This window comes from Pseudoduganella sp. HUAS MS19, assembly GCF_053615455.1.
This window is the reverse complement of record NZ_CM132133.1, coordinates 4,558,223-4,583,765: the sequence shown is the minus strand read 5'-3', so window position 1 is coordinate 4,583,765 and position 25,543 is coordinate 4,558,223. Positions and strand designations below refer to the sequence as shown.

24 protein-coding genes are annotated in these 25,543 nt (G+C 65.3%); 15 read left to right on the top strand and 9 right to left on the bottom strand.

The features are described 5' to 3' along the window. Nucleotides 1-20 precede the first annotated feature (20 nt). Nucleotides 21-1,844 carry a DUF4153 domain-containing protein gene (locus ACWBU6_RS20825; protein WP_452645283.1) on the top strand — a complete coding sequence of 608 codons (1,824 nt, stop codon included), beginning with the start codon at nucleotides 21-23 and terminating at the stop codon, nucleotides 1,842-1,844. On the opposite strand, the gene ACWBU6_RS20820 is transcribed toward ACWBU6_RS20825, so the two are convergent. After that, complete coding sequence (locus ACWBU6_RS20820) at nucleotides 1,841-2,587, bottom strand: Mut7-C RNAse domain-containing protein (protein ID WP_452649590.1); 747 nt, start codon at nucleotides 2,585-2,587, stop codon at nucleotides 1,841-1,843. The two genes, ACWBU6_RS20825 and ACWBU6_RS20820, sit on opposite strands and share 4 nt — an antisense overlap. Before the next feature lie 88 nt (nucleotides 2,588-2,675). On the opposite strand from ACWBU6_RS20820, the gene ACWBU6_RS20815 reads away from it, so the two are divergent. Beyond that, complete coding sequence (locus tag ACWBU6_RS20815; RefSeq protein WP_452645282.1) at nucleotides 2,676-3,164, top strand: VOC family protein; 489 nt, start codon at nucleotides 2,676-2,678, stop codon at nucleotides 3,162-3,164. Here the strand turns inward: ACWBU6_RS20815 and ACWBU6_RS20810 are convergent. Next, complete coding sequence (locus ACWBU6_RS20810) at nucleotides 3,161-3,547, bottom strand: MerR family transcriptional regulator (protein ID WP_452649589.1); 387 nt, start codon at nucleotides 3,545-3,547, stop codon at nucleotides 3,161-3,163. The genes ACWBU6_RS20815 and ACWBU6_RS20810 overlap by 4 nt on opposite strands. Nucleotides 3,548-3,608: 61 nt before the next feature. Between ACWBU6_RS20810 and ACWBU6_RS20805 the strand changes: the two genes are divergently transcribed. Together ACWBU6_RS20805 and ACWBU6_RS20800 are read left to right on the top strand one after the other, a co-directional pair. Next, nucleotides 3,609-4,016 (top strand): hypothetical protein, encoded by a 408-nt coding sequence (locus tag ACWBU6_RS20805; protein WP_452645281.1) that lies wholly within the window; start codon nucleotides 3,609-3,611, stop codon nucleotides 4,014-4,016. Between the two features lies 1 nt (nucleotide 4,017). Continuing rightward, nucleotides 4,018-4,407 (top strand): VOC family protein, encoded by a 390-nt coding sequence (locus ACWBU6_RS20800; RefSeq protein WP_057259270.1) that lies wholly within the window; start codon nucleotides 4,018-4,020, stop codon nucleotides 4,405-4,407. On the opposite strand, the gene ACWBU6_RS20795 is transcribed toward ACWBU6_RS20800, so the two are convergent. Next, on the bottom strand, nucleotides 4,408-5,370 hold the full coding sequence (locus ACWBU6_RS20795; protein WP_452645280.1) for a dipeptidase: 963 nt from the start codon (nucleotides 5,368-5,370) through the stop codon (nucleotides 4,408-4,410). Nucleotides 5,371-5,463: 93 nt separating this feature from the next. On the opposite strand from ACWBU6_RS20795, the gene ACWBU6_RS20790 reads away from it, so the two are divergent. Next, entirely contained in the window at nucleotides 5,464-6,729 is a 1,266-nt protein-coding gene (locus tag ACWBU6_RS20790; protein ID WP_452645279.1) for a DEAD/DEAH box helicase, read from the top strand. A 105-nt stretch (nucleotides 6,730-6,834) separates the two neighbouring features. Here the strand turns inward: ACWBU6_RS20790 and ACWBU6_RS20785 are convergent, their stop codons facing one another. The 3 genes from ACWBU6_RS20785 to ACWBU6_RS20775 are packed head-to-tail and all read right to left on the bottom strand — an operon-like array spanning nucleotide 6,835 to nucleotide 9,228. Continuing rightward, nucleotides 6,835-7,494 carry a hypothetical protein gene (locus ACWBU6_RS20785; RefSeq protein ID WP_452645278.1) on the bottom strand — a complete coding sequence of 220 codons (660 nt, stop codon included), beginning with the start codon at nucleotides 7,492-7,494 and terminating at the stop codon, nucleotides 6,835-6,837. Then, nucleotides 7,491-8,456 (bottom strand): MlaD family protein, encoded by a 966-nt coding sequence (locus tag ACWBU6_RS20780; RefSeq protein WP_452645277.1) that lies wholly within the window; start codon nucleotides 8,454-8,456, stop codon nucleotides 7,491-7,493. Before ACWBU6_RS20780 ends, ACWBU6_RS20785 begins: the two co-directional genes overlap by 4 nt. A gap of 4 nt (nucleotides 8,457-8,460) precedes the next feature. Further along, entirely contained in the window at nucleotides 8,461-9,228 is a 768-nt protein-coding gene (locus ACWBU6_RS20775) for an ABC transporter permease (protein WP_452645276.1), read from the bottom strand. Between the two features lie 48 nt (nucleotides 9,229-9,276). On the opposite strand from ACWBU6_RS20775, the gene ACWBU6_RS20770 reads away from it, so the two are divergent. The 5 genes from ACWBU6_RS20770 to ACWBU6_RS20750 all read left to right on the top strand — a co-directional run bounded on the left by ACWBU6_RS20770 (nucleotide 9,277) and on the right by ACWBU6_RS20750 (nucleotide 15,646). Next, entirely contained in the window at nucleotides 9,277-12,150 is a 2,874-nt protein-coding gene (locus ACWBU6_RS20770; RefSeq protein WP_452645275.1) for a M16 family metallopeptidase, read from the top strand. 21 nt (nucleotides 12,151-12,171) lie between these two features. Continuing rightward, on the top strand, nucleotides 12,172-13,077 hold the full coding sequence (locus tag ACWBU6_RS20765) for a sulfurtransferase (RefSeq protein ID WP_452645274.1): 906 nt from the start codon (nucleotides 12,172-12,174) through the stop codon (nucleotides 13,075-13,077). Nucleotides 13,078-13,156: 79 nt separating this feature from the next. Then, on the top strand, nucleotides 13,157-14,515 hold the full coding sequence (locus ACWBU6_RS20760; RefSeq protein WP_452645273.1) for a cytochrome P450: 1,359 nt from the start codon (nucleotides 13,157-13,159) through the stop codon (nucleotides 14,513-14,515). 41 nt (nucleotides 14,516-14,556) lie between these two features. Next, nucleotides 14,557-15,084, top strand: coding sequence for an SRPBCC family protein (locus ACWBU6_RS20755; RefSeq protein ID WP_452645272.1), 528 nt, complete (start codon nucleotides 14,557-14,559; stop codon nucleotides 15,082-15,084). Nucleotides 15,085-15,223: 139 nt separating this feature from the next. After that, nucleotides 15,224-15,646, top strand: coding sequence for a hypothetical protein (locus ACWBU6_RS20750; RefSeq protein ID WP_452645271.1), 423 nt, complete (start codon nucleotides 15,224-15,226; stop codon nucleotides 15,644-15,646). Here the strand turns inward: ACWBU6_RS20750 and ACWBU6_RS20745 are convergent. Beyond that, nucleotides 15,643-16,680 (bottom strand): AraC family transcriptional regulator, encoded by a 1,038-nt coding sequence (locus ACWBU6_RS20745; protein WP_452645270.1) that lies wholly within the window; start codon nucleotides 16,678-16,680, stop codon nucleotides 15,643-15,645. The genes ACWBU6_RS20750 and ACWBU6_RS20745 overlap by 4 nt on opposite strands. Nucleotides 16,681-16,748: 68 nt before the next feature. Between ACWBU6_RS20745 and ACWBU6_RS20740 the strand changes: the two genes are divergently transcribed. From ACWBU6_RS20740 to ACWBU6_RS20730, 3 genes are read left to right on the top strand one after another with little or no spacing between them, the layout of a single operon-like run. Then, nucleotides 16,749-18,356, top strand: coding sequence for an FAD-binding oxidoreductase (locus tag ACWBU6_RS20740; RefSeq protein ID WP_452645269.1), 1,608 nt, complete (start codon nucleotides 16,749-16,751; stop codon nucleotides 18,354-18,356). After that, a complete protein-coding gene (locus ACWBU6_RS20735; protein ID WP_452645268.1) occupies nucleotides 18,353-20,095 on the top strand; it encodes a glycerol-3-phosphate dehydrogenase/oxidase in 1,743 nt (580 codons plus the stop codon). The genes ACWBU6_RS20740 and ACWBU6_RS20735 overlap by 4 nt, the downstream gene beginning before the upstream one ends. Continuing rightward, nucleotides 20,092-21,654, top strand: a complete 1,563-nt coding sequence (locus ACWBU6_RS20730) for an FGGY-family carbohydrate kinase (RefSeq protein ID WP_452645267.1) — start codon at nucleotides 20,092-20,094, stop codon at nucleotides 21,652-21,654. The genes ACWBU6_RS20735 and ACWBU6_RS20730 overlap by 4 nt, the downstream gene beginning before the upstream one ends. 92 nt (nucleotides 21,655-21,746) lie before the next feature. Here ACWBU6_RS20730 and ACWBU6_RS20725 read toward each other — a convergent pair whose 3' ends face one another. After that, nucleotides 21,747-23,108, bottom strand: a complete 1,362-nt coding sequence (locus ACWBU6_RS20725) for a diguanylate cyclase domain-containing protein (protein WP_452645266.1) — start codon at nucleotides 23,106-23,108, stop codon at nucleotides 21,747-21,749. 270 nt (nucleotides 23,109-23,378) lie between these two features. Between ACWBU6_RS20725 and ACWBU6_RS20720 the strand changes: the two genes are divergently transcribed. Both ACWBU6_RS20720 and ACWBU6_RS20715 read left to right on the top strand, forming a co-directional pair. After that, the gene (locus tag ACWBU6_RS20720; protein WP_452645265.1) at nucleotides 23,379-24,182 is read left to right on the top strand and encodes an SPFH domain-containing protein; all 804 of its coding nucleotides are present in this window, start codon (nucleotides 23,379-23,381) and stop codon (nucleotides 24,180-24,182) included. A 62-nt stretch (nucleotides 24,183-24,244) separates the two neighbouring features. Beyond that, the gene (locus tag ACWBU6_RS20715; RefSeq protein ID WP_452645264.1) at nucleotides 24,245-25,054 is read left to right on the top strand and encodes a substrate-binding periplasmic protein; all 810 of its coding nucleotides are present in this window, start codon (nucleotides 24,245-24,247) and stop codon (nucleotides 25,052-25,054) included. A gap of 3 nt (nucleotides 25,055-25,057) precedes the next feature. Here the strand turns inward: ACWBU6_RS20715 and ACWBU6_RS20710 are convergent, their stop codons facing one another. Then, complete coding sequence (locus ACWBU6_RS20710) at nucleotides 25,058-25,543, bottom strand: hypothetical protein (RefSeq protein WP_452645263.1); 486 nt, start codon at nucleotides 25,541-25,543, stop codon at nucleotides 25,058-25,060.

Sequence of the window (25,543 nt, the reverse complement as noted above, 5' to 3'; positions counted from 1 at the left end):
CAAGAGGCTATGATCGGTATATGAAAGCCACAACACCGGAACCCGACCTGCTGCCGCAGGAGCCCGTACGCGATACCGCCGTCACCCGGCGCGTCGGGCAGTTACGCCTGATCGCCGGCCTGCTGCAGGGCGGTTTATTGTATTTTTTGTATCGTGCGCAGCAGTCCGGCGCCTGGCCGGCCAACCATGCCGCGCTCTACCTGCCGCTGGTGCTGGCCGGCATCGTGCTGCCGGTGCTGTTGATTTCCAGCCTTGGCCACCTGGAACGGCGGCCTTTGGCCTTGTGGCTGGTGGCGGCCGGCGCGGTCCTTGCCGTGGTCGGCATGCATGACGCCTGGCGCAATGCGTTCGACCATGCGCCCCTGGTGCGCCCGAGCTTCCTGCTGTTCCCGTTCTGTATAGGCTTTTTCTTCGTCGCCCACAGCCTGGTGATGGCAGGGGCGCACGACCGGCGCTGGGTCGCCCATTACGCCACCTGCTTTGAAAATGCCTGGAAGCTTGCCATCCAGTTATTGTTTTCCGCCCTGTTTGTACTGGGCGTATGGCTGGTCATGTGGATGGGCGCCGCGCTGTTCGGCCTCCTGAAGCTGAATTTCCTCGAAAAGCTGCTGATGAAGTCCTGGTTCTCGGTGCCGCTGGTGTGCGTGGCTTTTTCCAGCGCCATGCACACCACCGACGTGCGGCCCGCCATCGTGCGTGGCATCCGCAGCCTGCTGCTGGTGCTGAAAGCGTGGATCTTGCCGATCGCGGTGCTGCTGGTGGGCGGCTTCCTGGCTTCATTGCCGTTCACCGGCCTGCAGGTGCTGTGGCAGACGCGCCACGCCACGGCCGTGCTGCTGGCAAGCTGCGCGGTTCTGGTGGTGCTGGTCAATGCCGCCTTCCAGGCCGGCGACGCGGCAACCGATCTGGCCGGCATCGTGCGCCTTGCGGCCCGCGCGGCCTGCTTCCTGTTGCCGCCGCTGGCGGTGCTGGGCGTGTATGCCCTTGGCCTGCGCGTGGCCGACTACGGCTGGACGCCGGACCGGGTGATCGCGGCTGCCTGCCTGCTGGTCGCATTGTTCTATGCCGCGGGTTATGTCCTGGCGGCCGTACGCCGTGGCGGGCCCTGGCTGGACGGCCTGCGCCAGGTGAATATCGCGGCAGCCTTCCTTGCGCTGGCGGTTTCGCTGGCCATGTTTACCCCGGTCGCCGATCCGGCGCGCATTTCCGTGGCAGACCAGGTGGCGCGCCTGGCGCGCGGTGCGACGCCGGAAGAAAAGTTCGACTATGGATCTTTGCGCTACCGGAGCGCGCGCTACGGCATGGAAGCCCTGCAGGTGCTGGCTGCACAAGGCGCCGGCCCGCAGGCCGAAGCTGTGCGTGTGCGTGCAGCTGGCGTCCTGGCCGAATCGTATGAGGACCGGACAGCAAGGCGCGCTGCGCAGTCTCCACCAGCGCCGCCCAAGCTGCGCGTGTGGCCGAAGGGCGCCGAGTTGCCTGCCGGGTTCCTGCAGCAGGACTGGACGGCAAGCTTGCGGCCGTATGGCCTGCCGGGTTGCTTGCGCGGCGCCGGCAGCCGCTGCGACGCTATCGTCCTCGACGGCGATGGCGATGGGCGGCCCGACGTGCTGGTGCTTGGCGAGGAGCGCGGCGAGGGCGCCGCCCTGCTGTCCGAGCGCCATGGCAAGTGGCAGGTCATCGGCCGGCCGTCAATGGGGCTGTCTGGCTGTCCAGGCTTGCAGGAGAGCTTGCGTGCCGGCCAGTTCACGCTCCCCACCACGCGCTTGCGCGACATCGAAGTCGGTGGCCAGCGCATCGTGCTGGTGCCGCCGGAACCGGAAGAGCCCGACTGCACGCCGCGCTAGCCGCCGTCTACGCCCTGGCTTTCCAGCAGGGCTTTCATGCGGCGCCAGTGCGAGCCGCGCCAGAACACGCCCCGGCACACGTCGCAAGTCAGGAATTCCTCATGCGCTGCGCGCACGGAAGGTGGCAATTGCGCCGCTACGTCAGCTTTCGCGACCGCGCGCAGCGGCGCATTGCAGGCCAGGCATAGCGTGAACGGCCGCGCACTGGCCGCCAGGTCCAGACGCTGGAAGATCTCGGCAAACTGCTGCGCAGGCTTCAGTGCCCGCACATAGCAGCCGTGCGTGATGCCGCGCCGCTTCAACAGCTCGCGGTCGCGGGTGAGGGCGACGCGGCCTTCGTCTTGCGACAGCGCAGCCACGGTCGGATCGTCTATCCGGTTGTCGTACAGCGTATCGAAGCCTGCCATGCGCAGCAGGCGCGCCAGCCCGCCCAGGTGGGCGTCCGCGACAAAGCGCACCACGCGCAAAGGTTCGGCGCGCACCCGCAACAGCGGCCGTACGTCGAAAGCCTCGAACTTGGGATAGACCGCCACCCGGTCGCCATCGCATAGCAACCGTTGGAAGCCGGAAGACTTGCCGTTCACCAGGATCAGTTCGACCTCGGTATGCGGCACGCCAAGCGCTTCGATCATGTGCTTGGTGGTGGCGGCACGCGCGCACGGCACAGTGAACTCGACCTTGCGGCGCGCGCGCGGCAGGAAGTCGTTTAGTTCTTCGTAGAAACGGAAGGTGGCGCTGACCATACGCCAGTATAAATAGTTGGCGCCGGCTGTCGAATGCGGCAAGCGCCAACCGTCGTCAAGACAGTACAACCCCGAACAGGAGACGATCATGCAAAAAATTGCCCCATGCCTGTGGTTCGACAACCAGGCCGAGGAAGCTGCGCGCTATTACGTCGGCATTTTCAAAAACAGCAGGATCACAGAAATCAGCCACTACACGGAAGCCGGCCAGGCAACCCACGGCCAGCCGGCCGGCCGCGTGCTGGCCGTCGGTTTCGAACTGAATGGCCAGCCCTTTACGGCCATGAATGGCGGCCCGCTCTTCAAGTTCAACGAAGCGATATCGCTGCAAGTGCCTTGCGACACGCAGGCTGAGATCGACTATTACTGGGACAAGCTGTGCAATGGCGGCGACCCGGCGGCCCAGGTGTGCGGCTGGCTGAAGGACAAGTACGGCTTGAGCTGGCAAGTGTTCCCCTACGAACTCCAGCAAATGCTGCGCGACCCCGACCGCGAAAAAGCTGGCCGCGCCATGAGCGCCCTGATGACGATGAAGAAGATGGACCTGGACGCGCTGCGCAAGGCCTACACGGGCTAGGCCGCTGCCGCCGCGGCGCGCAGCGGGCACTCCTCCATCTGCGCGCCGAGGCGGCGCGCCAGTTCGCTGCGCAGCTCCTGCAGGCCGCCGATGCGGCGGTCGATTTCGGCCAGCTTGGCCTGCAGTGCGCCGCGCAGCGCCGCTGCCGTGGCCGCGCTATCGCGGGCCGGCTGCGCCAGCAGCGGCAGGTCGGCCTCGATTTCCTGCAGCGTAAAGCCCAGCGTCTGCGCCAGGCGGATATAGCGCAGCAAGTCGGCCGCTTCGGCCGGATAGTCGCGGTAGCCGTTATTGCTGCGGCGCGCAGCCAGCAAGCCGCGCTTTTCGTAATAGCGCAAGGTATCGCGGCTGAGGCCCGTGGCCTCGGCCAGTTCGCCGATCTGCATGCAGGTGCTCCCCAAAAAGTGCTTGACCATGGAGTGTACTCCAAGGTTTAAGCTGCGCAGCATGAAAACTCCACACATCCGAAACCTGGTGCGCGCCAGCGCCGCCTACGACCTGCTGCTCACAGCACCTTTTGCCACCCCGTGGACCTTCGCCATCGCGCACGGCCACCTGTCCGCGCTCAACCAGGCGCTGGGCGGGCCGCCGCTGCCGGCCTTCGGCGCCATGCATCTCCTGTTCGCCTGCCTGATGGGCAGCCTGGTGCTGGTGTGGTCCTGGCTGCGCCTGCGCGACCCGCAGCCGCAATTTGCCACCTACGACGGTGCCGCGCGCTTCCTTTTCAGTACCTGGTTTGCATGGGTGCTGGCCGCAGGCGGGCTGCCGCTGGTGTGGCTGTTCATCGTTCCCGAATTCGCATGGGGCGTCGTGCAGTGGTATGCTGTTCCTCCGTTGAGCAAAAGGGGAGGGTGATATGCAAGCGCAACCTTTAATTGCTGTCAGCAACGTCGAAGCGGCCAGCCGCTGGTACCAGAAGACCCTCGGCCTGAAGAGCGGCCATGGCGGCAACGAGTACGAGCAATTGCTGCACGACGGGCGCATGGTGCTGCAACTGCACCGCTGGGACGCCCACCACCATCCCCACATCGGCAACCCCGAGCAGCGACCCTACGGCAATGGCGCGCTGCTGTGGTTCTGGACCGACGATTTCGACGATGCGGTCGACCGCGCCACCGCTGCCGGCGCTACGGTGCTGGAAGGGCCTAAAGAAAACAGCAATGCGCAGCACAGGGAGCTGTGGCTGCGCGATCCGGAAGGCTACGTGGTCGTGCTGGCCGGGCCATACGGTGACGTCGGCATGTAATTACAGCCAGGTCGCGCGCGCCACGCGCAGCATATTGCGGCCCAGGACCTGCTCGATCTCGCTGGGCGCCATGCCCAGCTTGCGCAATTCCAGCGGCAGCGACCTCCAGGCGTAGAGCGGCACGAAGGATGGCGATCGTCCGGCGCGGTAGCCGGCCGGCTCCGGCCACCACCAGCCGGGATTGAAGCCGCCGGGCGGTGTATCGTCCAGGTCCTTCTCCTTAAAGCAGAGATCCAGGCCGACCCCAGCGTGCGCTACGCCCACCAGGTCCGCCACGTAGGCGACGTGGCGCGCCACATCGGCCGCCGACGGCTGCTCGCTGCCCAGGAACCATGACAGTCCGGACACGCACACCACGCCGCCGGTCGCGGCGCAAGCCTGAATCTGTTCATCGGTCACATTGCGCCCATGCGGCGCCAGCGCGAACGGGTTGGCGTGGCTGAAGATCACCGGCTTGTTCGAAGCCTCCATGATCTCCAGGCTGCACAGGCGGCCCGTGTGCGAGCAATCGACGATGATGCCGGCCTCGTTCACAGCTTGCAGCACGCGATGGCCCAGACGGGTCAGGCCCCGAGCCGTGTCGTGGCAGCCATCGGCCACGTTGTTGTTGCGGTTGTAGGCGAACAGCATCTGGCGCACGCCCAGGCGGGCATACACTTCCGCCATTTCCGGCTGCTCCATGAGCGGCATCGCGCCTTCCAGGTCGAAGCCGATCGCCAGCACGCCGTCGGCGGCGGCCTGGACCACTTCATCCACGCCCGATACCAGGCGGTAACGGTCCGGATTGGCCGCAATGGTGGCGCGGTAGCCGGCGATCACCGACATCACCTGCGGCACCGGGTTCATGTCCGCGCCCACGTTGATCGACACGTAGTTCACGCCAGCGGAATGCAGCTGGCTAAGGGGTGAGAAATCGGCCTGCGGATGCTGCGGCAGGCAGATGTGGGCGTCCCAATTTATCATACTTGAAGAAATGTTGGCAGATTGATAGCAAGCGTATAGTCGCATAAAACCCGGCGCAAGGTATACTGCCGGCTTATCCAAACGAAGCAAGCCATGACATTTTCCAGCCTGGGCCTCGCGCCCGCACTGCTCAACGCCGTCACCGAGACCGGCTACAGCGCACCCACCGCCATCCAGTGTGCCGCCATCCCGCCCGCCTTGCGCGGCGCCGATGTGCTGGGACAGGCGCAAACCGGTTCCGGCAAGACGGCCGCTTTCGCGCTGCCGCTGCTGAACGCCCTGCTGGAGGCTCAGCGGCCAGGCGCCGGCGCGCGCAAGCTGTACGCCCTGGTGCTGGCGCCGACGCGCGAACTGGCCGCCCAGGTTGGCGAAACCTTGCGCGGGCTGGCATCGCACTTGCCGCAGCCGGTCAAGGTCGCGGTGGCCTATGGCGGGGTATCGATCAACCCGCAGATGATGGCGCTGCGCGGCGGCGCCGACATCATGGTTGCCACGCCGGGCCGCCTGCTGGACCTGGTCGAACACAATGCGATCAAGCTCGATGGCGCCTCGGTACTGGTGCTGGACGAAGCGGACAAACTGCTGGACATGGGCTTTGCCGACGAAATCGCCCGCATCATGGCGCTGCTGCCGGCGCGTCGCCAGAACCTGTTCTTCTCGGCCACGTTCCCGCCGGCGGTGCAGGCGCTGGCAGACAGGCTGCTGCGCGACCCGGTGCGCGTGGCCACGCTGGACCAAGCGGCGTACACGCCCGACATCACTCAGCGCGCGATAGAAGTCGACCAGGCGCAGCGCACCTCGCTGCTGCGCATCCTGCTGAAAGAAGAGGGCTGGCGCCAGGTACTGGTGTTTGTCGCCACCAAATACGCCTCCGAACACGTGGCCGACAAGCTGCGGCGCGGCGGCGTGGCAGCGGAAGCCTTCCATGGCGATTTCAGCCAGGGCGCCCGCACCTCGGTGCTGAACGACTTCCGCGAAGGCAAACTGAAAGTGCTGGTTGCCACCGACGTCGCCGCGCGCGGCATCGACATCGCCCAATTGCCGGTGGTGGTCAACTACGACCTGCCGCGTTCGCCGGCCGACTACACCCACCGCATTGGCCGCACCGGCCGCGCCGGCGCATCCGGCCAGGCCGTCAGCTTCATCACCCCCGACGCCGAGCAGCACTTCCGCCTGATCGAAAAGCGCCAGAACATCCGCGTGCCGCGCGAACGCCTGGCCGGCTTCGAACCCAGCACGGCCGCCAAGCCCCTGCCGCCCGGCGCCAACGACGGCACCGGCGGCATCAAGGGCAAGCGCAAGAGCAAGAAAGACAAGTTACGCGAAGCCGCCGCCCAAGCCACCCAAGCCACCAGCTGAGTCCGTGTCAACCTTGGGGTCAGACCCTTTGCTTGCCACGCGTGGCAAGCAAAGGGTCTGACCCCAAGGTTGACACGGGCTGGGCCGTATGGCTGGCGTGAGGCGCTATGGGGTGGCGGCGAGCTGGATGCGGCGGCGCAGGCGCTCGGCTTCGGCGCTGTCGCCGGCTTGCTCGGCACGCTGCAGCTGGACGTTCAGCCATGCGAGTACCGCCCGGCGCCAGCCTTGGGATGAGGCGGTGTTGATGGCGCCTGTGACCAGTTCGGGCGTGGCGCGGTTGGCGCGCATCAGGGCTCCGGCGGCGACCATGCGCGATAGCGGGTCGCCGATGGCGGCGGCGGCCGTTGCGGCTGCGGTGTCGCTGGCGGCGGCAGCAACCGCGCGCTGTGCTTCTGGCAGCAATGCGGCGTCGGCTGGCGTGGCGCGGCCTGCCAGGTAGCGCGCATAAGCCTGGTCGGCCGCCGAAGCATCCGGCTGCAGCGCCGTGAAGCGGGAACATTCCTCGAATACCAGCGCCGCCACCTGCACCGCGCAACGCAGCAGCTCGATCCGGATCGCCAGCGCGGGCTGGGCTGTGCTGCCCACCTGGTTGCGCGCCAGCCCGAACTCGCGCTCGGCAACGGCAGTCTTGCCTTCCATGTAGGCCGAGGTGGCGCGCTCGGTCGCGCCGGCGGCGTTCAGTTGCCAGTCCGGCACGCGCGGGCCGCTGCTGCATGCAGTGAGCAGTGCGCCGGCCAGTACGGCGGCAATTGTAGTCGTTCTCATGGAAGCTTTATCTCCGGTTCGCTGCGCTTGAACGGCCACTTGCGGTTCAGCTCATTGATCATCTGTTCAACCTTGCGCAAGTTGGCGTCGACTTCGGCGCGCAGGGAAGTGAGGTCCTCCGTCGCGGCGCGCGTGTTAGCGCCGACCGCCTGCGCTTCCACCAGCACCGCATCGAGCTTCTTCAGGGAGTTGCGCGCATCGGCCAGCAGGGCATTTAGCTGCTGTACCGCCGCCTGCGTATCGTTGGCCAGGCCTTTTTCGCCGAACACGCGCTTGTCGGCATTGCCCACCAGGCTATCGGCTTTGACCACCAGCGAATTGGCGTTGCGCAGCAGTTCGCGCGCTTTCTGGTCTTCGCCGGCCAGCACGCCGAGTGCGCCGCCGGGGCCATTCAATTTCTCCGTCACGCCCTGCACATTACGCAAGCTGGCGCCGAGCGCGGATTCTTCCGCCGTCAGCGCCGCAAGATTGTTCAGCAAATCCTTGGCCGATTGCAGCAGGCGCGGGATCTCGGCTGCCATGTCGCCCACCAGCAGCGCGCGTTCGGCGTCCGGCGGCAGCGGCGGATCGGCGGGAATGCCGGTGAAGGCGCGCAGCTTGGCGCCGCCCACCAGGCTCTTTTCCAGCGTGAAGATACTGGTGGTGCGCAGCCAGTGCGCGTCCTTGCTTGGCACGTCGACCAGGATGCGCGCCTTGCCGTCCTTCGCCAGTTCGATGCGCTGCACGCGCCCGATCGGAAAGCCTGCGAACGTCACATCCATGCCGACCGTTACGCCTTCGGAATCGTCGGCGGTCAGCACCAGCCGCTGGGTCGGCTCGAAAGCGCCGCGTGCGTACATCAGGTAGATGACCGCGCCGAGCACCAGGGCGACCAGCAGCACCAGCAGGGCCACGGCCTTGGCCTCGGCATTATGGATCGGCGCCGGGTCCGGGCCGGCAGCAGGAGGAGTTGTTTCGCTCATATCGTCAATAGTAATTACCCATCAGGGATGCCGCTTCCACTACCAGGATCACGGAGAACATGCGCACCATGTCGGCCAGCCCGTGCGCCACGCCGACGCGCCGCAGCGGGCTGGATGCGCCGCTGTAATAGGAGGAAGCCAGCGGAATGACCGCCACCGCCAGGCTGAAAAACACCACCTTCAGCACCAGGATCAGGCACACGGCCGGATTGAAAATCTGTCCCACCACGCGCGTGTAGCCCGGCAGCGCCCATGGCGTGAAGCCGTACATCACCAGGTAGGTCAGGACCAGGGTCACCAGGCAGCTCACGGCAGCCAGCATCCAGACCGCGAACACGCCTGCCGCAGCACGCGGATAGAACTGGGTGCGCAGGGCTGCGCGGGCATCGGGCGCATGGCCGGCCAGCCTTTGCTGGGCGAACTCGACGCCGGCCGGCAGCGTCGTGCGCAGGGCCACGAACAGCGCCGCCGTGAGCGGCACCAGTTCCAGCACCAGCACCCGCACCACCATCTCCAGCGCGTAGCGCGACAGGCCGTAGCTGGCCGAGGTGACAACGACGATGCGGATGATGACCAGGCTGATCAGCGCGCACAGCACGGAAAACCAGGCCAGGTTGACGGAGGTGGCAACGACGATCTGTTCGGACAGCATGCGCCGGTTATCGCGCCGGTAGCTCGATGGCGCCATGGCGCGCGTCAGCAGCAGTGCGGCGAACTGCAGGAGCTGCCACCAACTGGTCAGCCATGCGATTGCAGAGCGGTGTGCGTTCATCTTGGCATACTAGCATTAAGGATCAGCTATGGTGTATCGTACTATGTTATGAAACTACTAAAACTGCTCCTGGCAGCAGCCCTGGTGTGCTGCTCTTTCGTGGCTTCCGCCGCTCCCGACCCCGCTACGCTCCTGCCGCTTGATCCCCAGATCAGGACCGGCAAACTGGCGAACGGCCTCACTTACTACATCCAGCAGAACCGCCGGCCCGAAAAACGCGTGGAGTTGCGCCTGGTGGTGAAAGCCGGTTCGGTGCTGGAGGACGAGGACCAGCTTGGCCTGGCCCATTTCACCGAGCACATGGCCTTCAACGGTTCGACCCATTTCAAGCGCCATGAACTGATTTCCTGGCTGCAGTCGGTGGGCGTGAAATTCGGCGCCGACCTGAACGCCTACACCAGCTTCGATGAGACGGTGTACATGCTGCCGATCCCGGTCGACAAGAAGGAGAACCTGGACAAGGGCTTGCTGGTGCTGGAAGACTGGGCCCAGGGAGTGACCTTCAACGATGCCGACATCGAAAGTGAACGCGGCATCGTACTGGAAGAACTGCGCCTTGGCAAAGGTGCGACCGACCGCATGAACAAGGTGCTGCTGCCGAAAATCTTCAATGGCTCGCAGTACGCGCGCCGCCTGCCGATCGGCAAGGCGGAGATCCTGAAGTCGTTCAAGCCGGAGGCGATCCGCCGCTTCTACAAGGACTGGTACCGCCCGGACCTGATGGCCGTGATCGTGGTGGGCGACGTTGATCCGAAAGAAGCGGAGAGCCTGGTGATCAGCCATTTCTCGAAACTGGTGAATCCCGCCACGCCGCGCCCGCGCACCTATCCGCCGATCCCGGAACGCAAGGAATCGGAAGCGATCGTGGTCACCGACCGCGAAGCGGCGTCCAACCTGGTGACGATCCGCTATCCCTTCATGGAGCGCACCGAGTCGAAGACCATCGGCGAGTACCGCTCGCGCATGGTGGAGCTGCTGTCGGCCGGGATGCTGAGCCAGCGCATCGCCGAACTGTCGCAGCAGCCCAATCCGCCATTCCTGCAGGGCTACAGCAATATGGCCAAGGCGGTGCATGGCTACCAGGCTTTCGTATCGAGCGCCGTGGTGGGCAAGGCCGGCGCGCTGCCGGCCATCCGCGCCGTGGTCGAAGAGGGCGAACGCGCCCGCCAGCTCGGGTTCAGCGTGGCGGAACTGGAACGCGCCAAGAAAAACATGATGCGCTTCATCGAGAACCTGTACAACGAGCGTGACAAGACCGAGTCCTCGGTGTATGTGAGCGAATTCACGCGCCATTTCCTGGACGGCGAATCGATGCCGGGCATCGCGAACGAATACGGCTATTACAGGGATCTGCTGCCGGGCATCACGCTGGAAGAAGTCAATGCCCAGGTGCGCAGCGCGATCCCGGTCGGGCAGAAGAAGCTGGTCATCTTCATGGGCAACGACAAGTCCGGCACCGTGGTGCCGCAAGCGGCGCAGATGCTGGCCACCGTGGAGGCGGCCGAAAAGGCGACCGTTTCGGCACGCGAAGAAAAGGCATTGGCAGCGAGCCTGATGGCGCAGCCGCCCAAGGCCGGCCGCATCGTCAAGGAAACGGCCGACAAGCTGCTGGGCACCACCGAGCTGCTGCTGTCGAACGGCGTGAAGGTCGTGCTGAAGCCGACCGATTTCAAGAACGACCAGGTGCTGATGAGTTCCACGCGCTTTGGCGGGCAGTCGCTGGCGGAAGAGGGCGACATCGTCAACGCGCGCTATGCTACTGCCATCCTTGCCAGCATGGGCGTCAATGGCTATACCCCGCTGGAGCTGCAGAAGATGCTGGCCGGCCGCAGCGTGCGTTCGGCGTTTGCCATTGGCGGCGTGGCGGAGGGTTATGGTGGCGGTTCCAGCAGCGGCGACGTGGAAACCATGCTGCAGCTGGCCTACCTGCAAATGACGCAGCCGCGCCGCGACCAGGCGCTGTTCGACATCTTCATCGACAAGCAGCAGGAGCAGGCGCGCAATGCCCAGGCACGCCCGGAGGCGGTGCTGACCGATACCGTGCGCACCACCACGTTCGGCAACCATCCGCGCGTGGCCCTGACCCCGCGCCCCGAAGAACTGGACGGCATTCGCCTGGAGCGCGTGATGGCGCTGCAGAAGGAGCGCATGTCCAGCGCCTATGGCATGACGTTCTTCATTGTCGGCAGCTTCGAGCTGGCAAAGATCAAGCCCCTGCTGGCGACCTACCTCGGCGGCCTGCCGGCAGCGAAGATCGCCACCGCCTACAAGGACCGCCAAGTGCGCCCGGTGCGCGGCGTGGTGAAAAAGGAAGTGCGCCGTGGCCGCGAGCAAAAGAGCCAGGTCAGCATCGGTTTTGCCGGCGCGGCCAATTTCAATGAAGCCGAGCAGATGCGGCTGCGCGCCCTGATCGAGATCATGCAGATCAAGGCGACCGAAGCCTTGCGCGAGCAGCGCGGCCTGGTCTATACCGCAAATATTTCGGGCGGCATGGCGCTTCATCCTTATGCCAACTACTCCATCAACATCGGCTTGCCCACTGCGCCGGAAAACGTGGACAAGGCGATCGAAGCCACTTTCGCCGAGGTACGCAAACTGCAGGAGCAGGGGCCGGAGCAGGCCGACCTGGCCAAAGTCAAGGAAAACTGGAGCAGCAACTACCGCAAGGCGCTGCGTGAAAACGGCTGGTGGATCGCCAACCTGCAGCAGTCGCTGGTCAACAGGACCGACCCCAGGCTGCTGCTGCGCCAGAACGAGCTGATCGCCAGCCTGACCGTAGCGGACGTGCAGGCAGCGGCAAGGCGCTATTTCGACTTCAATAATTACGTGCAGGTGGTGATGCATCCGGCCGAGAACAGGCCTGAAGCCAAGCCCGAGGCAAAGCCGGAAGTGCCCGCCGAAGCTGGTAAACTGGCGGATTGAGCGAGATTTCGATTGTTTTAAATGCATGGTTTTCGTCCCGACCTGGCGCGCTGGCGCCAGCTCCCATCGCCCGCCTGGCTGGCGCGCCTGCTCGATGGCGCGCCCGTGCTGGCGGCACCGGGCGGGCCGTGGCGCCTGTTTGAAGTAGGCTGCGACAGCCTCGCTGCCTACCGGTGCGGGCATATTCCGGGCGCCGGCTACATCGATACCAACCGGCTCGAGCGGCAGCCGCTGTGGAACAAGGTCTCGGACGATGCCTTGCTGGCGCTCCTGCTGGAAAACGGCATCCGCCACGACACCACCGTCATCCTGTACGGCCGCAGTACCCTGGCCGCCGCCCGCGCCGCCCACCTGATGCTGTATGCCGGCGTGACCGACGTGCGCCTGCTCGATGGCGGTCTTGACGGCTGGCTGCGCGCTGGCTACGCGCTGGAAGCGGGCGTCGGCCCGATGCCGCAGCCTGCGGCATCCTTTGGCGCGGGCTTCCCGGCGCGTCCCGACTTCCTGATCGACACGGCCCAGGCGCGCGAACTGCTGCAGCGATCGGACGGCGTCCTGGTCAGCATCCGCACCTGGCAGGAGCATGTCGGCGCCACCTCGGGCTACAGCTATATCGATGCGCGCGGGGATATTCCCGGCGCGCGCTGGGGCCGTGCCGGCAACGATGGCGATGTGCACAGCATGAGCGAATACCAGCATGCCGACGGAACGATGAAGCCTTCGGCCGAGATCAGCGCCCTGTGGCGCCAGGCCGGCATCGAACCCGGACAGCGCACCGCTTTCTATTGCGGCACCGGCTGGCGGGCTTCGCTGGCGTTCTTCTATGCCTGGCTGATGGACTGGGAGCGCATCAGCGTCTACGACGGCGGCTGGTGCGAGTGGAGCCGGACCAATCCGCCCGCACCCTGCAACCAGGCGCTGACATAAACTGCCCGGCAGGGCCGCGCGGCCGGTGTTAAATTACAGTCTTCTCGGCGTGCACGAATCATGGCGGAGGAGGCAAAGCATGGATCACCTGCCTGGCCCCAGCGGCTTGCCGCTGGTGGGTAATATTGGAATCGATACGGCCCATTTCCACCAGACACTGGAACAGTGGGCGCGCCAGTACGGCCCGATCTACCGCATGCGCCTGATGGAGCGGCGCTTCATCATCACCAGCCGGCGCAGCGATATCGCACAGATCCTGCACGACCGCCCCGATCAGTGGCGGCGCTCGCGGCGAGTGGCCAGCATCCTCGAAGAAGCGGCCGCCGTTGGCGTGTTCGCGGCCGAGGGCGAGGAGTGGCGGCGCCAGCGCAAGCTGGTCATGCATGCGCTGACGCCGGAAGTCATCAACCGCTTCCATCCCAGGCTGTCGGCCATGTCCGAGCGGCTGGGGCGGCGCTGGCTGGCAGCGGTCCAGGCCGGGCAGCCGCAACGCCTGCTGCGCGACCTGAAGGCCTTCGCGCTCGATGTTGCGATCGGCATGGCCATGGGCCAGGACCAGGATATGGTGCAGCACGAGGACAATCCGCTGCAGCAGGACATCGAGTTCGTCTTCACCCAGGTTGCGCGCCGCCTGGTGGCGCCAGTTGCTTACTGGCGCACCATCAAGCTGCCTGCGGATCATGCCACCGAGGCGGCGGGAATGCGCATCCGCACAGCGGTCGACGGCTTCGTTGCCGATGCGCGGGAACGCATGGCTGCCGATCCTGCGCTGTACGACAGGCCGGCCAACCTGCTGGAAGCGATGCTGGCGGCGGACATCCCCGGTTCCGGCATCAGCGACGAGACGGTACGCGCCAATGCCATCATCATGGTCTTTGCCGGCGAGGACACCACGGCCAATACCATCGCCTGGCTGCTCTACCTGTTGTCGCGCAACCCGCTAGCTGCCGCGCGCCTGGCCGAAGAAGCCGACAGCGCGGCCGGTTCCGGGCAAATGCCTTACCTCGACGCCTGCATACAGGAGTCCATGCGCCTTAAGCCCGTGGCGCCGATCCTGGGCGCGGAGGCAGTGCAGGACGTGGCGCTCGATGGCGTGCAGGTGCCGGCCGGCACCGTGGCTTTCATGTTGTTGCGCCATTGTTTCGAGCTTGAAGTGCCGCTGGCCGACGGCGCCGACTTCCGTCCCGAACGCTGGCTCGATCGCGCCATGAAGGAAAAACTCGACGATCCGGCCCGCAGGATGGTGCCCTTTGGCGGCGGCCCGCGCTTTTGTCCCGGGCGCTACCTTGCCATGAGCGAGATCCGGGTGCTGATGACGATGGTGGCGCGCAGCTTCACCATCGAGACGGTGCCGGACGCGCCGCCGGTGGAAGAGAAATTCACCGTCACCATGACGCCAAGCGCCTTGCCGGTGCTTTTGCGGCCGCGCGCCCTGTGATAGGCTTGCAAGCATACCAACATTGTCGAAGGAGGGGCAGCATGCTGAAAAAGATTTCGATGGGCTTTATCCTGGTGATTGTTGCGATCCTCGGCCTGGCCATGACGCAGCCGGACAGCTTCAAGGTGCAGCGCAGCGCCAGGATCAAGGCGCCGCCGGAGAGAATCATGGCCTACCTGAACGACTTCCATCAATGGGCGGCCTGGTCGCCCTGGGAAAAGAAGGACCCGAACATGCAGCGCACTTTCGAGGGCCCCGCGAGCGGCAAGGGCGCGGCATACGCCTGGAACGGCAACGGCGAAGTGGGGCAAGGCCGCATGGAGATCGTCGAGAACCAGTCGCCCGCGCAGCTCGCCATCAAACTCGACTTCCTCAAGCCTTTTGCCTCCTCCAACCGCACCGAGTTCGCGTTGCAGGGGCAAGGAGAGTCCACCGTGGTGACCTGGACCATGACAGGTCCGAGCCTGTTCGTGACCAAGGTGATGGGCGTGTTCTTCAACATGGACAAGATGATCGGCAAGGACTTCGAACAAGGCTTGGCACAGTTGAAGGAAGTTGCGGAAAAATGAAAGCTGCGGGTCATGGCCCTGTGCCTGGCAGCGCCGGACACAGGGCGTGTCCCACCGTGGTTCACGCCGCCGCAACAGGAAAGTGCAAATAGTCCAACAGGTCTATACTGGATATAAACACTCCGCCGCGGGGGCTGCCATGAGATCAATCCTGTTGTTTGCCGCAGCCCTGCTGGCTGCCCAGAGCACGCTGGCTGGCCCGTTGCGCAACGATCATCCCATCGTCGGCACCTGGCGCTTCGAGTTGCCCGATGGTTCCTGCCATGAGATGTACCGCATCCGTGCCGACGGCTCGGCCCTGATCACCAGCGCTGCTGAGGTAGCGGAATCGGAATTCGAGATCGACGACCAGCCCGACAGCGACGGCTTTTATCAATCCAACGACAAGATCGTGAAAGATAACGGCAAGCAGGATTGCACCGGCGAGATCACCCAGGTCGGCCACGTCATCCAATCCTTCATCGTGTTCCACCCGTCGAACAATATGTTCCTCATGTGCCAGCGGCGCGACATGGGCAGCTGCATCGGCCCATTCATCCGTGTGCGCGGTACCGACATCTAACGCCCCGCCGCGCGCCAGGCGCCAGGATTCATACCTGCCCATTCGCGGAAGGCATGGGTGAAGGCGCTTTGCTCCTGGTAGCCCAGCAGGAATGCGATATCGACCAGCGACAAGCCGGGCTGGCGCAAATAGTCGCGCGCCAGTTCAAAGCGCGCTTCGTCCAGCACTTGCTGGAAGCTGGAGCCGGCATCGGCCAGCTTGCGCTGCAGGGTGCGCGGCGCCAGCCTCAAATCTTGCGCCACGCTGGCAACGCGCACCTGGCCCTGCGACAGCCGGCGTACGATGGCCTCATGCACCTGCGCCGCGATGCCGGCCGATGCCGGGCCGGCGCGCTGCCTGAGGAGTTGTTCGGCATGTTGTTGCAGCACGGGGTACAGGCTCACATCCGCATTGGGTACCGGCCATGCCAGCAGCGCCGCCTCAAACTGCGCCACATTGGACATTGCGGCAAAGCGCGGCAGGGCGCCGAACACGCGCATGTATTCATGGTGGCCGGCCGGGTCGCCGCCATCGTGCATCAGCGACAGGTCGGCAGGAGGCAGCGTGGTGCCGGCCAGCCAGTTGCCGAACACGCGGATGCCGGCGAACACGCTGTCGGCCAGGTGCCGGTGGTGCGCCGGATAGTTCGAATGCCAGGTGTAGTCGGCCAGCGCGCCATGGACTTGCAGGGTGGAGCGTCCCAGGTCGTGCGCCAGCTGTTCATAGCGCATGGTCTGTTCGAAAGCCTGGCCGAAATCGCGGCAGCTTAGCAGGACCAGGCCATATACCGTGTACGTGCCCAGTTTGACGCGTTCGCCCACATGCAGGCCGAAATGCGGGTCACCGGCCAGTTCCGCGGCGATGTCGAGCAGTTTCACGTAGCTGTCGGCCGGCAGGGCTTCCGGCAGCGGTTCCAGGGCGCCGGCGGGCAGGCCGGCTGCCCGCTCAAGCGCTTGCGCCGTCACCCCGCGCGCCGCAGCCGCCTCCAGCATGGGTTGCAGGTAGGAGCCTGCTACGCGAGCAAGCTTGGCATGATCGAACAATTCGGCTGGCATGAAAAAGCAAGACTGGCGGGTGGCGATGGATTAAAGTCTATTGAGCAAAGTATAACAAGGGAATGGATATGAAACGTTGGAACGGTTGGGGCGAGGAGACATTCGAGTACCCCCTGCATGACGAGGCGCTGGCATTCCTGGCCAGCCGCATTGGCCCGGGCAAGCCGGTACAGGATGCCAGCTTCGACGCAGCCTGCGCTTCGCTTGCCGAATCGCGCCTGCCCGCGCATCCCCTGGTCGACACGGCACCCGCCACCCGACTGCGCAATGCGCTGGGACAAAGCCTGCCGGATTGGCTCAAGCTGCGCTATGGCCGCATTGGCAGCGCGCCCGATGGGGTGGCATATCCGGAAAGCTCGCAGCAGGTGCGCGAACTGATCGACTATGCGCGGCAGCATGGCGTGGCGCTGATTCCGCAGGGGGGCGGCACCAGCGTGGCAGGCCACCTGACCGCGCCGGCCGGCGGCAAGCCGGTACTGGCCGTGAACATGACGCGCATGGGGCGCCTGCACCACCTGGACAAGCAGTCGCAGCTCGCCACCTTCGGCGCCGGCGTGCTGGGCCCGGACCTGGAGGCCCAGCTGCGTGCGCATGGCTACATGCTGGGCCACTTCCCGCAATCGTTCGAATATTCCACGCTGGGCGGCTGGGTCGTCACCCGTTCGTCCGGCCAGCAATCGCTGCGCTATGGCCGCATCGAGCAGATGTTCGCCGGTGGCGTCGTAGAGACCCCGCAAGGGCGGCTGGACATCCAGACCTTCCCGGCGTCCGCCGCCGGCACCGACCTGCGCGAGATCGTGCTCGGCTCCGAGGGCCGCATGGGCATCCTGACCGAGGCGACCGTGCGCGTGAGCCCGGTGCCTGAGTACGAAGCCTTCCACGCCATTTTCTTCCCCGACTGGGAGCACGCCGAAGCAGCCGTGCGCGCGCTGGCGCAGGCGCGCGGTGGCTTGTCGATGCTTCGCCTGTCGAATCCGCTTGAGACCGTGACCATGCTGGCATTGGCCGGTCATAAGCGCCTGATTGGGATGCTCGAGGGCTGGCTGAAGCTGCGCGGTTGCGGTGAAGGCAAATGCATGCTGATGATCGGCGCCAGCGGCCCGAGCGCGCAGGCCCGTGCCGCCTTGCGCAGCGCCATAGCGGCCTGCCGCCGCTTCAAGGGAGTACATGTGGGTCGCCGCATGGGAGACAAATGGAAGGAAGGTCGCTTCCGCAACGTCTACCTGCGCAACGCGGCCTGGAAGCATGGCTACGTGATCGACACGGTGGAAACGGCGGTCGACTGGCCGCGCGTTTCGCTGATGATGCGGGCGGTCGAGGCGGCAGCGACCGGGGTCCTGGACGGAATGGGCGAAAAGGTCCATACCTATACCCACCTGTCGCACCTGTACGCGCAAGGGGCCAGCGTTTATACGACCTTCGTCTACCGCCTGGGCGGCGACTTCGAGACGGACATGGCACGCTGGCGCGCGCTCAAGCATGCGGTCAGCATGGCCATTGTCGACAACGGCGGCACCATCAGCCACCAGCACGGTGTGGGCAGCGACCACGCCCCGTACCTGGCGGCGGAAAAGGGCGCGGCCGGCATCGCCGCCATGCAAGCCTTGTTCTCCCATTTCGACCCGCACGGCATCATGAATCCGGGCAAGCTGCTGCCGGCGGAGCAGGCCGCATGAAGCCGGCCGCGGGCCACAGTGGCGGGACCGGCGCGCCGCACTGGATGCCCGGCGGCCGTGCGCAGGTCGCCGGCTTGCTGGCGCAGGAATGGGACTTGCTGGTGATCGGCGGCGGCATTACCGGCGCCGGCATCCTGCTCGAAGCCTCGCGGCGCGGCCTGCGGGCCTTGCTGGTCGAGCAGCGCGACTTCGCCTGGGGCACATCGAGCCGTTCCTCCAAGCTGGTTCACGGCGGCTTGCGCTACCTGAAGGAAGGGCAGTTTGCGCTGACCCGCGAATCCGTCCATGAACGCGATGCGTTGTTGCGCGATGCCCCCGGACTGGTCGAGCCGCTGGGCTTCGCATTTGGCGATTACGCCGGCCGCAAGCCGGGCCGCCGCTCCTTCCTGCTTGGACTGGCGATCTATGACCGCATGGCCGGCCAGCGCGCACGCCACTATTTCGGCGCCCAGGAATTCCTGGCGATGGCGCCGCACATCCGCACCGAAGGCCTGCAAGGCGGCATCTGCTACCAGGACGCCAGGACCGACGATGCGCGCCTGGTTATGCGCGTGCTGCAGGAGGCGCAATCGCATGGCGGCATTGCCGTCAACTATTGCGCCGTGCATGCCTTGCTGCGTGACGATGCCCATACGGCGCACGCCGCCGGCGCGAAGGCTTGCGCCGGCCCGGCGGTGGTCATTGGTGCCGCAATTGCCACCGTCAATGCCGGCGCAGCCGCGGCGGCTGGCGCGCCCGGACGCGTACGCGGCGCGATGGTGCGCTGCGCGGTCAGCGGCGAGATGCACGAGGTGCGCGCAAAACTGGTCGTGAACGCCACCGGCGCCTGGGCCGACCGCCTGCACGACAAGCCTGCGGCGCGCTTGCGCCCATTACGCGGCAGCCACCTGGTGCTGCCTGCCTGGCGCCTTCCGCTGGCCCAGGCGATCAGCCTGATGCACCCGCGCGACGGCCGCCCGGTATTCGCCTTCCCATGGGAGGGCGTCGCCATTGTCGGCACCACAGATGTCGACCACCGCACCGACTTGCAGCAGGAAGCCGCGATCACCCAGGAAGAAACCGACTACCTGATGGCAGCCCTGCATGACCAGTTCCCGACGCTGGCAATCAGCGAAGCCGACGTTCTGGCCACCTATGCAGGCGTGCGCCCGGTGATCGACACCGGCAAGGCCGATCCGTCGAAAGAAGCCCGCGACCATGTACTGTGGCAGCAGGAAGGCCTGCTGACCGTCACCGGCGGCAAGCTCACCACCTTCCGCGCCATCGCACTGGACGTGCTGCGCCACGCCGCGCCGCAACTGCCGCACTGGCAGCCCGACCTCGCTCCGTATGCCATCTTCGCGCCGGCCGGCCCGGGCCCGGCGGGCAGTGCGGCCAGACCGCGGCACCTGGCCCCGGGCCAGGCCAGGCGCCTGCAGGGCCGCTACGGCGTGCAAGCCCAAGCGCTGGCCGCGGCTGCCCACGAAGGCGAACTTGAAGAAATCCCCGGTACCGAAACCCTGTGGGCGCAACTGCGCTGGGCCGCCCGCCACGAATCGGTCCAGCACCTGGAAGACCTGATGCTGCGCCGCAGCCGCCTGGGCATCCAGCTCGCCGGCGGCGGAGTGGCAGTGCTGGAACGCGTGCGAGCCATCTGCCAGCCGGAACTAGGCTGGAGCGACCATCGCTGGGCTGCCGAAGAAGCGGCATATCTGGCATTATGCCGATCAAATTACAGCCTGCCGAAAGCACGCGAATGAGCAAATACCTTCTCTCGATCGACAATGGCACGCAAAGCGTACGCGCGCTGCTGTTCGACCTGCAGGGCAACCTGGTCGCCAAGACCCAGGTGCACCTGCAACCGGCTTACTACTCGGAGCAGCCAGGCTGGGCTGAGCACAAGGCCGAAGGCTACTGGGACGCCGTTTGCGCGGCCTGCCAGCGCCTGTGGACCGTCACCGATATCCCGCGCAGCGCCGTTGCCGGCGTCGCCGTCACCACCCAGCGCGGCACCGTGGTCGCCGTCGACAGCGACGGCAAGCCGCTGCGCGCCGCCATCACCTGGCTGGACCAGCGCCGCACCGAACAAGTGCCGCCGATCGGCCCATTGTGGACGGCCGCCTTCAAGCTGGCCGGCGTGGACGGCACCATCGACTACTTCCGCCGCGAAGCGGAAGTCAACTGGATCAAGGCCCACCAGCCGGGCCTGTGGGACCGCACGCACAAATTCCTGCTGCTGTCGGGCTACCTGAATTTCTGCCTGAGCGGACGCTTTGCCGACTCGGTCGGTTCGCAGGTGGCCTACATGCCGTTTTGCTACAAGCGCCACGCCTGGGCCGGTGCGCGCGACTGGAAATGGCAGGCCCTGGCCGTGCGGCCCGAGCAGTTGCCCGAGCTGCTGCAGCCGGGAGAAATCATCGGCACGATCAATGCCTGCGCGGCAGCGGCCACCGGTATTCCGCAAGGCGTGCCGCTGGTTGCCGCAGCGGCCGACAAGGCCTGCGAAGTAATCGGCGCCGGCGGCCTGGAGCCGCACATCGGCTGCCTCAGTTACGGCACGACCGCCACCATCAACACCACCACCAGCAAGTACGTCGAAGTCACGCCCTTCATCCCCCCGTATCCGGCGGCTATTCCCGGCGCATACAGCACCGAAGTGCAGATCTTCCGCGGCTACTGGATGGTCAACTGGTTCAAGGAGCAGTTCGGCCACCTCGAACAATCCGCAGCAGTAGAGCAGGGCATGCCGCCCGAAGCGCTGTTCGACCGCCTGGTCAACGAGGTGCCGCCGGGTTCGATGGGATTGATGTTGCAGCCGTACTGGAGTCCCGGCATCAAGGTGCCCGGGCCGGAGGCAAAGGGCGCCATGATCGGCTTTGGCGACGTGCACACCCGCGCCCATATGTACCGCGCCATTCTCGAGGGCCTGGCCTACGCCTTGCGTGAAGGCCGCGAGCGCATCGAAAAGCGCAGCGGCACGAAGATCACGGAATTGCGCGTAGCCGGCGGCGGCTCCCAGAGCGACGCGGCGATGCAACTGACGGCCGACATATTCGGCCTGCCCGCAGCGCGTGCCCACGTGTACGAAACCAGCGGCCTTGGCGCCGCCATCGCCATCGCGGCCGGCCTAGGCCTGCACCGGGACTTCCACGCAGCGATCAATGCCATGACGCGCAAGGGCCGCGTGTTCCAACCCGACCCCGCGCACCGCAAGACCTACGACCAGCTCTACCACCGCGTCTACCTCAAGATGTACAAACGCCTGCAACCGATGTACGCCGAAATCGCAGCAATCACCGGCTACCCGGAAAAGCTATAAAACCAAAAGTCGGGGTCAGCTCCGGCAATCGGACAAAAATTTCACATTTTGAAATTTTTGTCCGATTGCCGGAGCTGACCCCGACTTTCAAGTTAGCGTTTGGCGAGGGCGGCGCGGGCCGCTTCGATGGCGGTGGTGGGGGGGCGGGTGGCGCGCACCTGGTTGCGGCCGTCTTCTTTGGCGGCGTACATGGCGCGGTCGGCGGCGACAAACAGGGATTCGATATTGTCCGTCGGCGTCGGGCATAGCGTCGCGACGCCGATGCTGACGGTGATGTGCGGCGAAGTCGCGGAACGCGGGTGCGGGATGTGCAGCGATTCCACGTGGGTGCGGATCGATTCGGCCATCTGGAAGGCGGCGTCGGCGTCGGTCTCGGCAAACAGCAGCACAAATTCTTCGCCGCCGTAGCGCGCCGCCAGGTCGGTCACGCGCAGCGCATGGGCGCCGATGGCCTGCGCCACCTGCTGCAGGCAGACATCGCCCTGGGCGTGGCCCAGCGTGTCGTTGTACAACTTGAAGTGGTCGACATCGAGCACCACCAGCGACAGCGGTGCGCCGGTGCGCATGGCGCGCTGCCATTCCTTCTCGAGGAAGGAGTCGAAGTGGCGCCTGTTCGCAATCTTGGTCAGCGGGTCGATCATGGCTGCGCGCTGCAGCGCATCTTCCGACAGCTTGTGGTGGGTGATGTCGTGCAGCAGGCCAATGAACAAGGGCTGGCGCAGGAACATCGGCGTCAGCGTCAGGTCCATGCACACCGATTTGCCGGTGCGGTGGCGGATGATCACTTCGCGCGTGCCATGGCTGTGCGCCGCTTCGGGGTTGGCGGCGTAGCGCGCAAAATACTCAAGATACTCGTCGGCGACAAGCGGGTTGAGCAGGTCGGAAATCGACTTGCCTGCCAGTTCGTGCGCCATATACCCCAGGTGCTGGTCGCAGGCCGGGTTGGTGAACTGGATGCGGCCATCGGCTTCAATGATCAGCAGGCCTTCGGCCATGTTGTTGACGATGGTGCGCAGGCGCTCCGACTGTTCCTGCTGCGTCTCGGTGGCGAAGCGGATCTGCAGTTGCGTGCGCACGCGCGCGCACACTTCGGCCATGCGCAGCGGCTTGCCGATGTAGTCGACGGCGCCCAGTTCGAAACCGGCTACCACGTCTTCCTGCTCATGGCGCGCACTCATGAACAGCACCGGGATATCTTCCGTGGCTGGATGGGATTTGAGGTGGCGGCACGTCTCGAAGCCGTCCATGCCGGGCATGATGACGTCCAGCAGGATCAGGTGCGGATGCACGCGGCGCGCAATCTCCAGCGCGCGCTCGCCGGAGTTGGCGACATAGGTTTGGTAACCCTGCTCGACCATCAACTTGCGCAGGACGGAGAGGTTGTCCGGCGCATCATCAACAATCAAAATCACGGCGTCACGCCGTGGCGAAAAACTGGTACCGCCTTGATTCATGCTGACTAGGGGTGAGTAGGATATGGGCTTGATGATACCGTGTTGCCAATTGGAATTGTGGAAATTCAAGGAGGGTTTTGCCTAAAAAAGACGTTGGCTTGGCGATCGTTGGTGAAAGTTTCCTGCACGCTAAGGAAAGTTGTGACATTTGGTGTACATCTGAACACTTTCACTAGCTATTTGGCAACGGTAATCCTGGCGCGATTTGCATGATTTTTCTCTGTCCAGAAAGCAATAGAATGGCAGTTCGTTCAACTCATTGAGATAGCCATGAAAAAATATAAGCTCCTGCTGGTTCCTGCCCTGTTTGCCGCCGTCGCCCTGTCCGGCTGCAAGGTGATCGATACCGGCGAAGTGGGCTTGCGCGTCAACTTCGACAAGACCGTGGAGGCCGAGGAGCGCGTGGCGGGCAGCTTCAACCAGACCATCATCGGTTCCATCCTGACCTTCCCGATCAAGGATGTCAGCGTCGACGTGCGCGACCTGATGCCGCTGGCCGCGGACAATTCGACCATGAAGGACTTCGACCTGGCGGTGATCTACAACATCAATCCGTCGGCGGTGTCGGACCTGTGGGTCAACAAGAGCCGCTCCTTCCACACGCAGGACGCCGGTGGCGACATCTACCTGATGCACGCCTACGTCTACCAGACCGCGCGCAACGCAGTGTACAAGGTCGCGCGAAAGTATGAAGCACTGAACATGAACGACAACCGCTCCCAGATCGAGGAGGAGATCCAGGCCACCATGATCGCGACGCTGAACGATGAGAAGCTGAACGGCATCACGATCTCGCAGGTGCGCGTGGGCGGCATGATTCCCAGCGATGCGGTCAAGGCCAGCGCCGACAACCTGGTGCGCGCCAAGAACGAGGAGAAGACCAAGGAAGTCGAGGTGCAGATTGCGAAGAAGGAGGCTGAGCGTATCGCTGCCCTGAACGCCAATGCCGGCGCTATCTCCTACATGCAGGCGCAGGCCCAGATGAAGATCGCCGAAGGCATTGCTGCGGGCAAGGTGCAGACCGTGGTGATTCCGTATGACTTCAAGGGCATGGTCAACGTGTCGAGCAAATAAATCGGCACGGCTGCCCTTGCGTGTCATAATCGAAAAGCGATTGGCGACATCGGGAGGGCAGCATGCGGAACTTCTTGCACGCGTTGGCGCTGGTGCTGGCGTGGCCTTGCCTGCCGGCGTATGCCGAGAAAGCTGCGGCGCCGGCCTGTCCGACCCGGCCCATCGTGGTCGGCCTCTACGAGTTCGGAAACTTCTATCATGCCGGCACGGGCCTGGACAAGGACGTGGCGGAAGAACTGCGCAAGCGCAGCGGCTGCAAATTCTTCTACAAAGTGATGCAACGGCGGGCGATCTGGGCCGCCATGCATAGCGGCAGCGTCGACATGACCTTGTCCGCGGCCGCTACGCCGGAGCGGACGGTATTTGCCTGGGCCGAGCCGTACATGTGGGTGAAGAACATGGTCGTGCTGCGCGCCGATGCCGGCAGCGGCGTGCATTCCATGGCGGACTTCATTGCAGACCCCAATATGCGGCTCGGCTTTGGCCGCGGGTATGCGGCCGGCCCGGCATATGAGGACTTTGTCACCCAATTGCGCAATATCGGCCGGGTTGACGATGTCGACGATGGGGACCGGTTGTACGCCATGTTCAAAGTCGGCCGCTTCCAGGCCTTGCTTGCGCCGAAACTGGCCTACGCCCGTTACCTGAAGCATGAAATTGATGCAGGCACGGTACGCATCGAGGATTGGGCCGGCGCCAGGCCGCACGGACCGGCCAACCTCATGATGGGCAAGAAGCTGTTCAGCGCCGACGATGCGCGGCGCTGGGCGGGCCTGATCAGGGACATGCGCGCCGACGGCACCCTGCAGCGCCTCATCGCCCAGTACGTCGGGCAGCAAGAGGCGGGCAGGATGCTGTCGCCGGCGCCGTAGGCGCTACTGTCTCAAGGCCGGCGCGGCGTAGGCGCTGGCCCGCGCCAGTTCCTCGCGGGTAAAGCTCGCCCGCGCGTCGTCGCAGCCGATGTTGGCAGCGCATGCTGCCTGCAGGGCTTCCAGGCGCTGGCGCCAGCTTGCTTCGGCAGCTTCCAGGCGGGCCAGTGCCTCCACCTGCTGCGCCGGCAGCCGCTCGCTGCGCAGGCGATGGACTTCCTGTTCACCCTTGCCGTGGCGGCGTGCCTCGCGCACGGCTGCTTCGACGCTTGCGACAGCGGCGGCAGTGCCGGCTGTCGGGGCCGCGCTGCGTGGCGCTGCCTGGGCGGGCAGGGCATGCGGCGCGGATGCGGCGTTGCCGGCGCCGGCCGTTTGCGCGCCGACGGCCGGCGTTGTGTGCGAACGCGGGGACGGCGGCGGTGGCGCAGGCTCGCCCGCCCGCCACAGCGCCGCCGCCAGGCCGACCGATGCGATGGCAATCGTGGCGCGCAT

Excerpts from the sequence above, each read along its gene's own strand:
- ACWBU6_RS20825 (WP_452645283.1), top strand. The coding sequence starts at position 21 with ATGAAAGCCACAACACCGGAACCCGACCTGCTGCCGCAGGAGCCCGTA.
- ACWBU6_RS20820 (WP_452649590.1), bottom strand. The coding sequence starts at position 2,587 with ATGGTCAGCGCCACCTTCCGTTTCTACGAAGAACTAAACGACTTCCTG.
- ACWBU6_RS20815 (WP_452645282.1), top strand. The coding sequence starts at position 2,676 with ATGCAAAAAATTGCCCCATGCCTGTGGTTCGACAACCAGGCCGAGGAA.
- ACWBU6_RS20810 (WP_452649589.1), bottom strand. The coding sequence starts at position 3,547 with ATGCAGATCGGCGAACTGGCCGAGGCCACGGGCCTCAGCCGCGATACC.
- ACWBU6_RS20805 (WP_452645281.1), top strand. The coding sequence starts at position 3,609 with ATGAAAACTCCACACATCCGAAACCTGGTGCGCGCCAGCGCCGCCTAC.
- ACWBU6_RS20800 (WP_057259270.1), top strand. The coding sequence starts at position 4,018 with ATGCAAGCGCAACCTTTAATTGCTGTCAGCAACGTCGAAGCGGCCAGC.
- ACWBU6_RS20795 (WP_452645280.1), bottom strand. The coding sequence starts at position 5,370 with ATGATAAATTGGGACGCCCACATCTGCCTGCCGCAGCATCCGCAGGCC.
- ACWBU6_RS20790 (WP_452645279.1), top strand. The coding sequence starts at position 5,464 with ATGACATTTTCCAGCCTGGGCCTCGCGCCCGCACTGCTCAACGCCGTC.
- ACWBU6_RS20785 (WP_452645278.1), bottom strand. The coding sequence starts at position 7,494 with ATGAGAACGACTACAATTGCCGCCGTACTGGCCGGCGCACTGCTCACT.
- ACWBU6_RS20780 (WP_452645277.1), bottom strand. The coding sequence starts at position 8,456 with ATGAGCGAAACAACTCCTCCTGCTGCCGGCCCGGACCCGGCGCCGATC.
- ACWBU6_RS20775 (WP_452645276.1), bottom strand. The coding sequence starts at position 9,228 with ATGAACGCACACCGCTCTGCAATCGCATGGCTGACCAGTTGGTGGCAG.
- ACWBU6_RS20770 (WP_452645275.1), top strand. The coding sequence starts at position 9,277 with ATGAAACTACTAAAACTGCTCCTGGCAGCAGCCCTGGTGTGCTGCTCT.
- ACWBU6_RS20765 (WP_452645274.1), top strand. The coding sequence starts at position 12,172 with ATGCATGGTTTTCGTCCCGACCTGGCGCGCTGGCGCCAGCTCCCATCG.
- ACWBU6_RS20760 (WP_452645273.1), top strand. The coding sequence starts at position 13,157 with ATGGATCACCTGCCTGGCCCCAGCGGCTTGCCGCTGGTGGGTAATATT.
- ACWBU6_RS20755 (WP_452645272.1), top strand. The coding sequence starts at position 14,557 with ATGCTGAAAAAGATTTCGATGGGCTTTATCCTGGTGATTGTTGCGATC.
- ACWBU6_RS20750 (WP_452645271.1), top strand. The coding sequence starts at position 15,224 with ATGAGATCAATCCTGTTGTTTGCCGCAGCCCTGCTGGCTGCCCAGAGC.
- ACWBU6_RS20745 (WP_452645270.1), bottom strand. The coding sequence starts at position 16,680 with ATGCCAGCCGAATTGTTCGATCATGCCAAGCTTGCTCGCGTAGCAGGC.
- ACWBU6_RS20740 (WP_452645269.1), top strand. The coding sequence starts at position 16,749 with ATGAAACGTTGGAACGGTTGGGGCGAGGAGACATTCGAGTACCCCCTG.
- ACWBU6_RS20735 (WP_452645268.1), top strand. The coding sequence starts at position 18,353 with ATGAAGCCGGCCGCGGGCCACAGTGGCGGGACCGGCGCGCCGCACTGG.
- ACWBU6_RS20730 (WP_452645267.1), top strand. The coding sequence starts at position 20,092 with ATGAGCAAATACCTTCTCTCGATCGACAATGGCACGCAAAGCGTACGC.
- ACWBU6_RS20725 (WP_452645266.1), bottom strand. The coding sequence starts at position 23,108 with ATGAATCAAGGCGGTACCAGTTTTTCGCCACGGCGTGACGCCGTGATT.
- ACWBU6_RS20720 (WP_452645265.1), top strand. The coding sequence starts at position 23,379 with ATGAAAAAATATAAGCTCCTGCTGGTTCCTGCCCTGTTTGCCGCCGTC.
- ACWBU6_RS20715 (WP_452645264.1), top strand. The coding sequence starts at position 24,245 with ATGCGGAACTTCTTGCACGCGTTGGCGCTGGTGCTGGCGTGGCCTTGC.
- ACWBU6_RS20710 (WP_452645263.1), bottom strand. The coding sequence starts at position 25,543 with ATGCGCGCCACGATTGCCATCGCATCGGTCGGCCTGGCGGCGGCGCTG.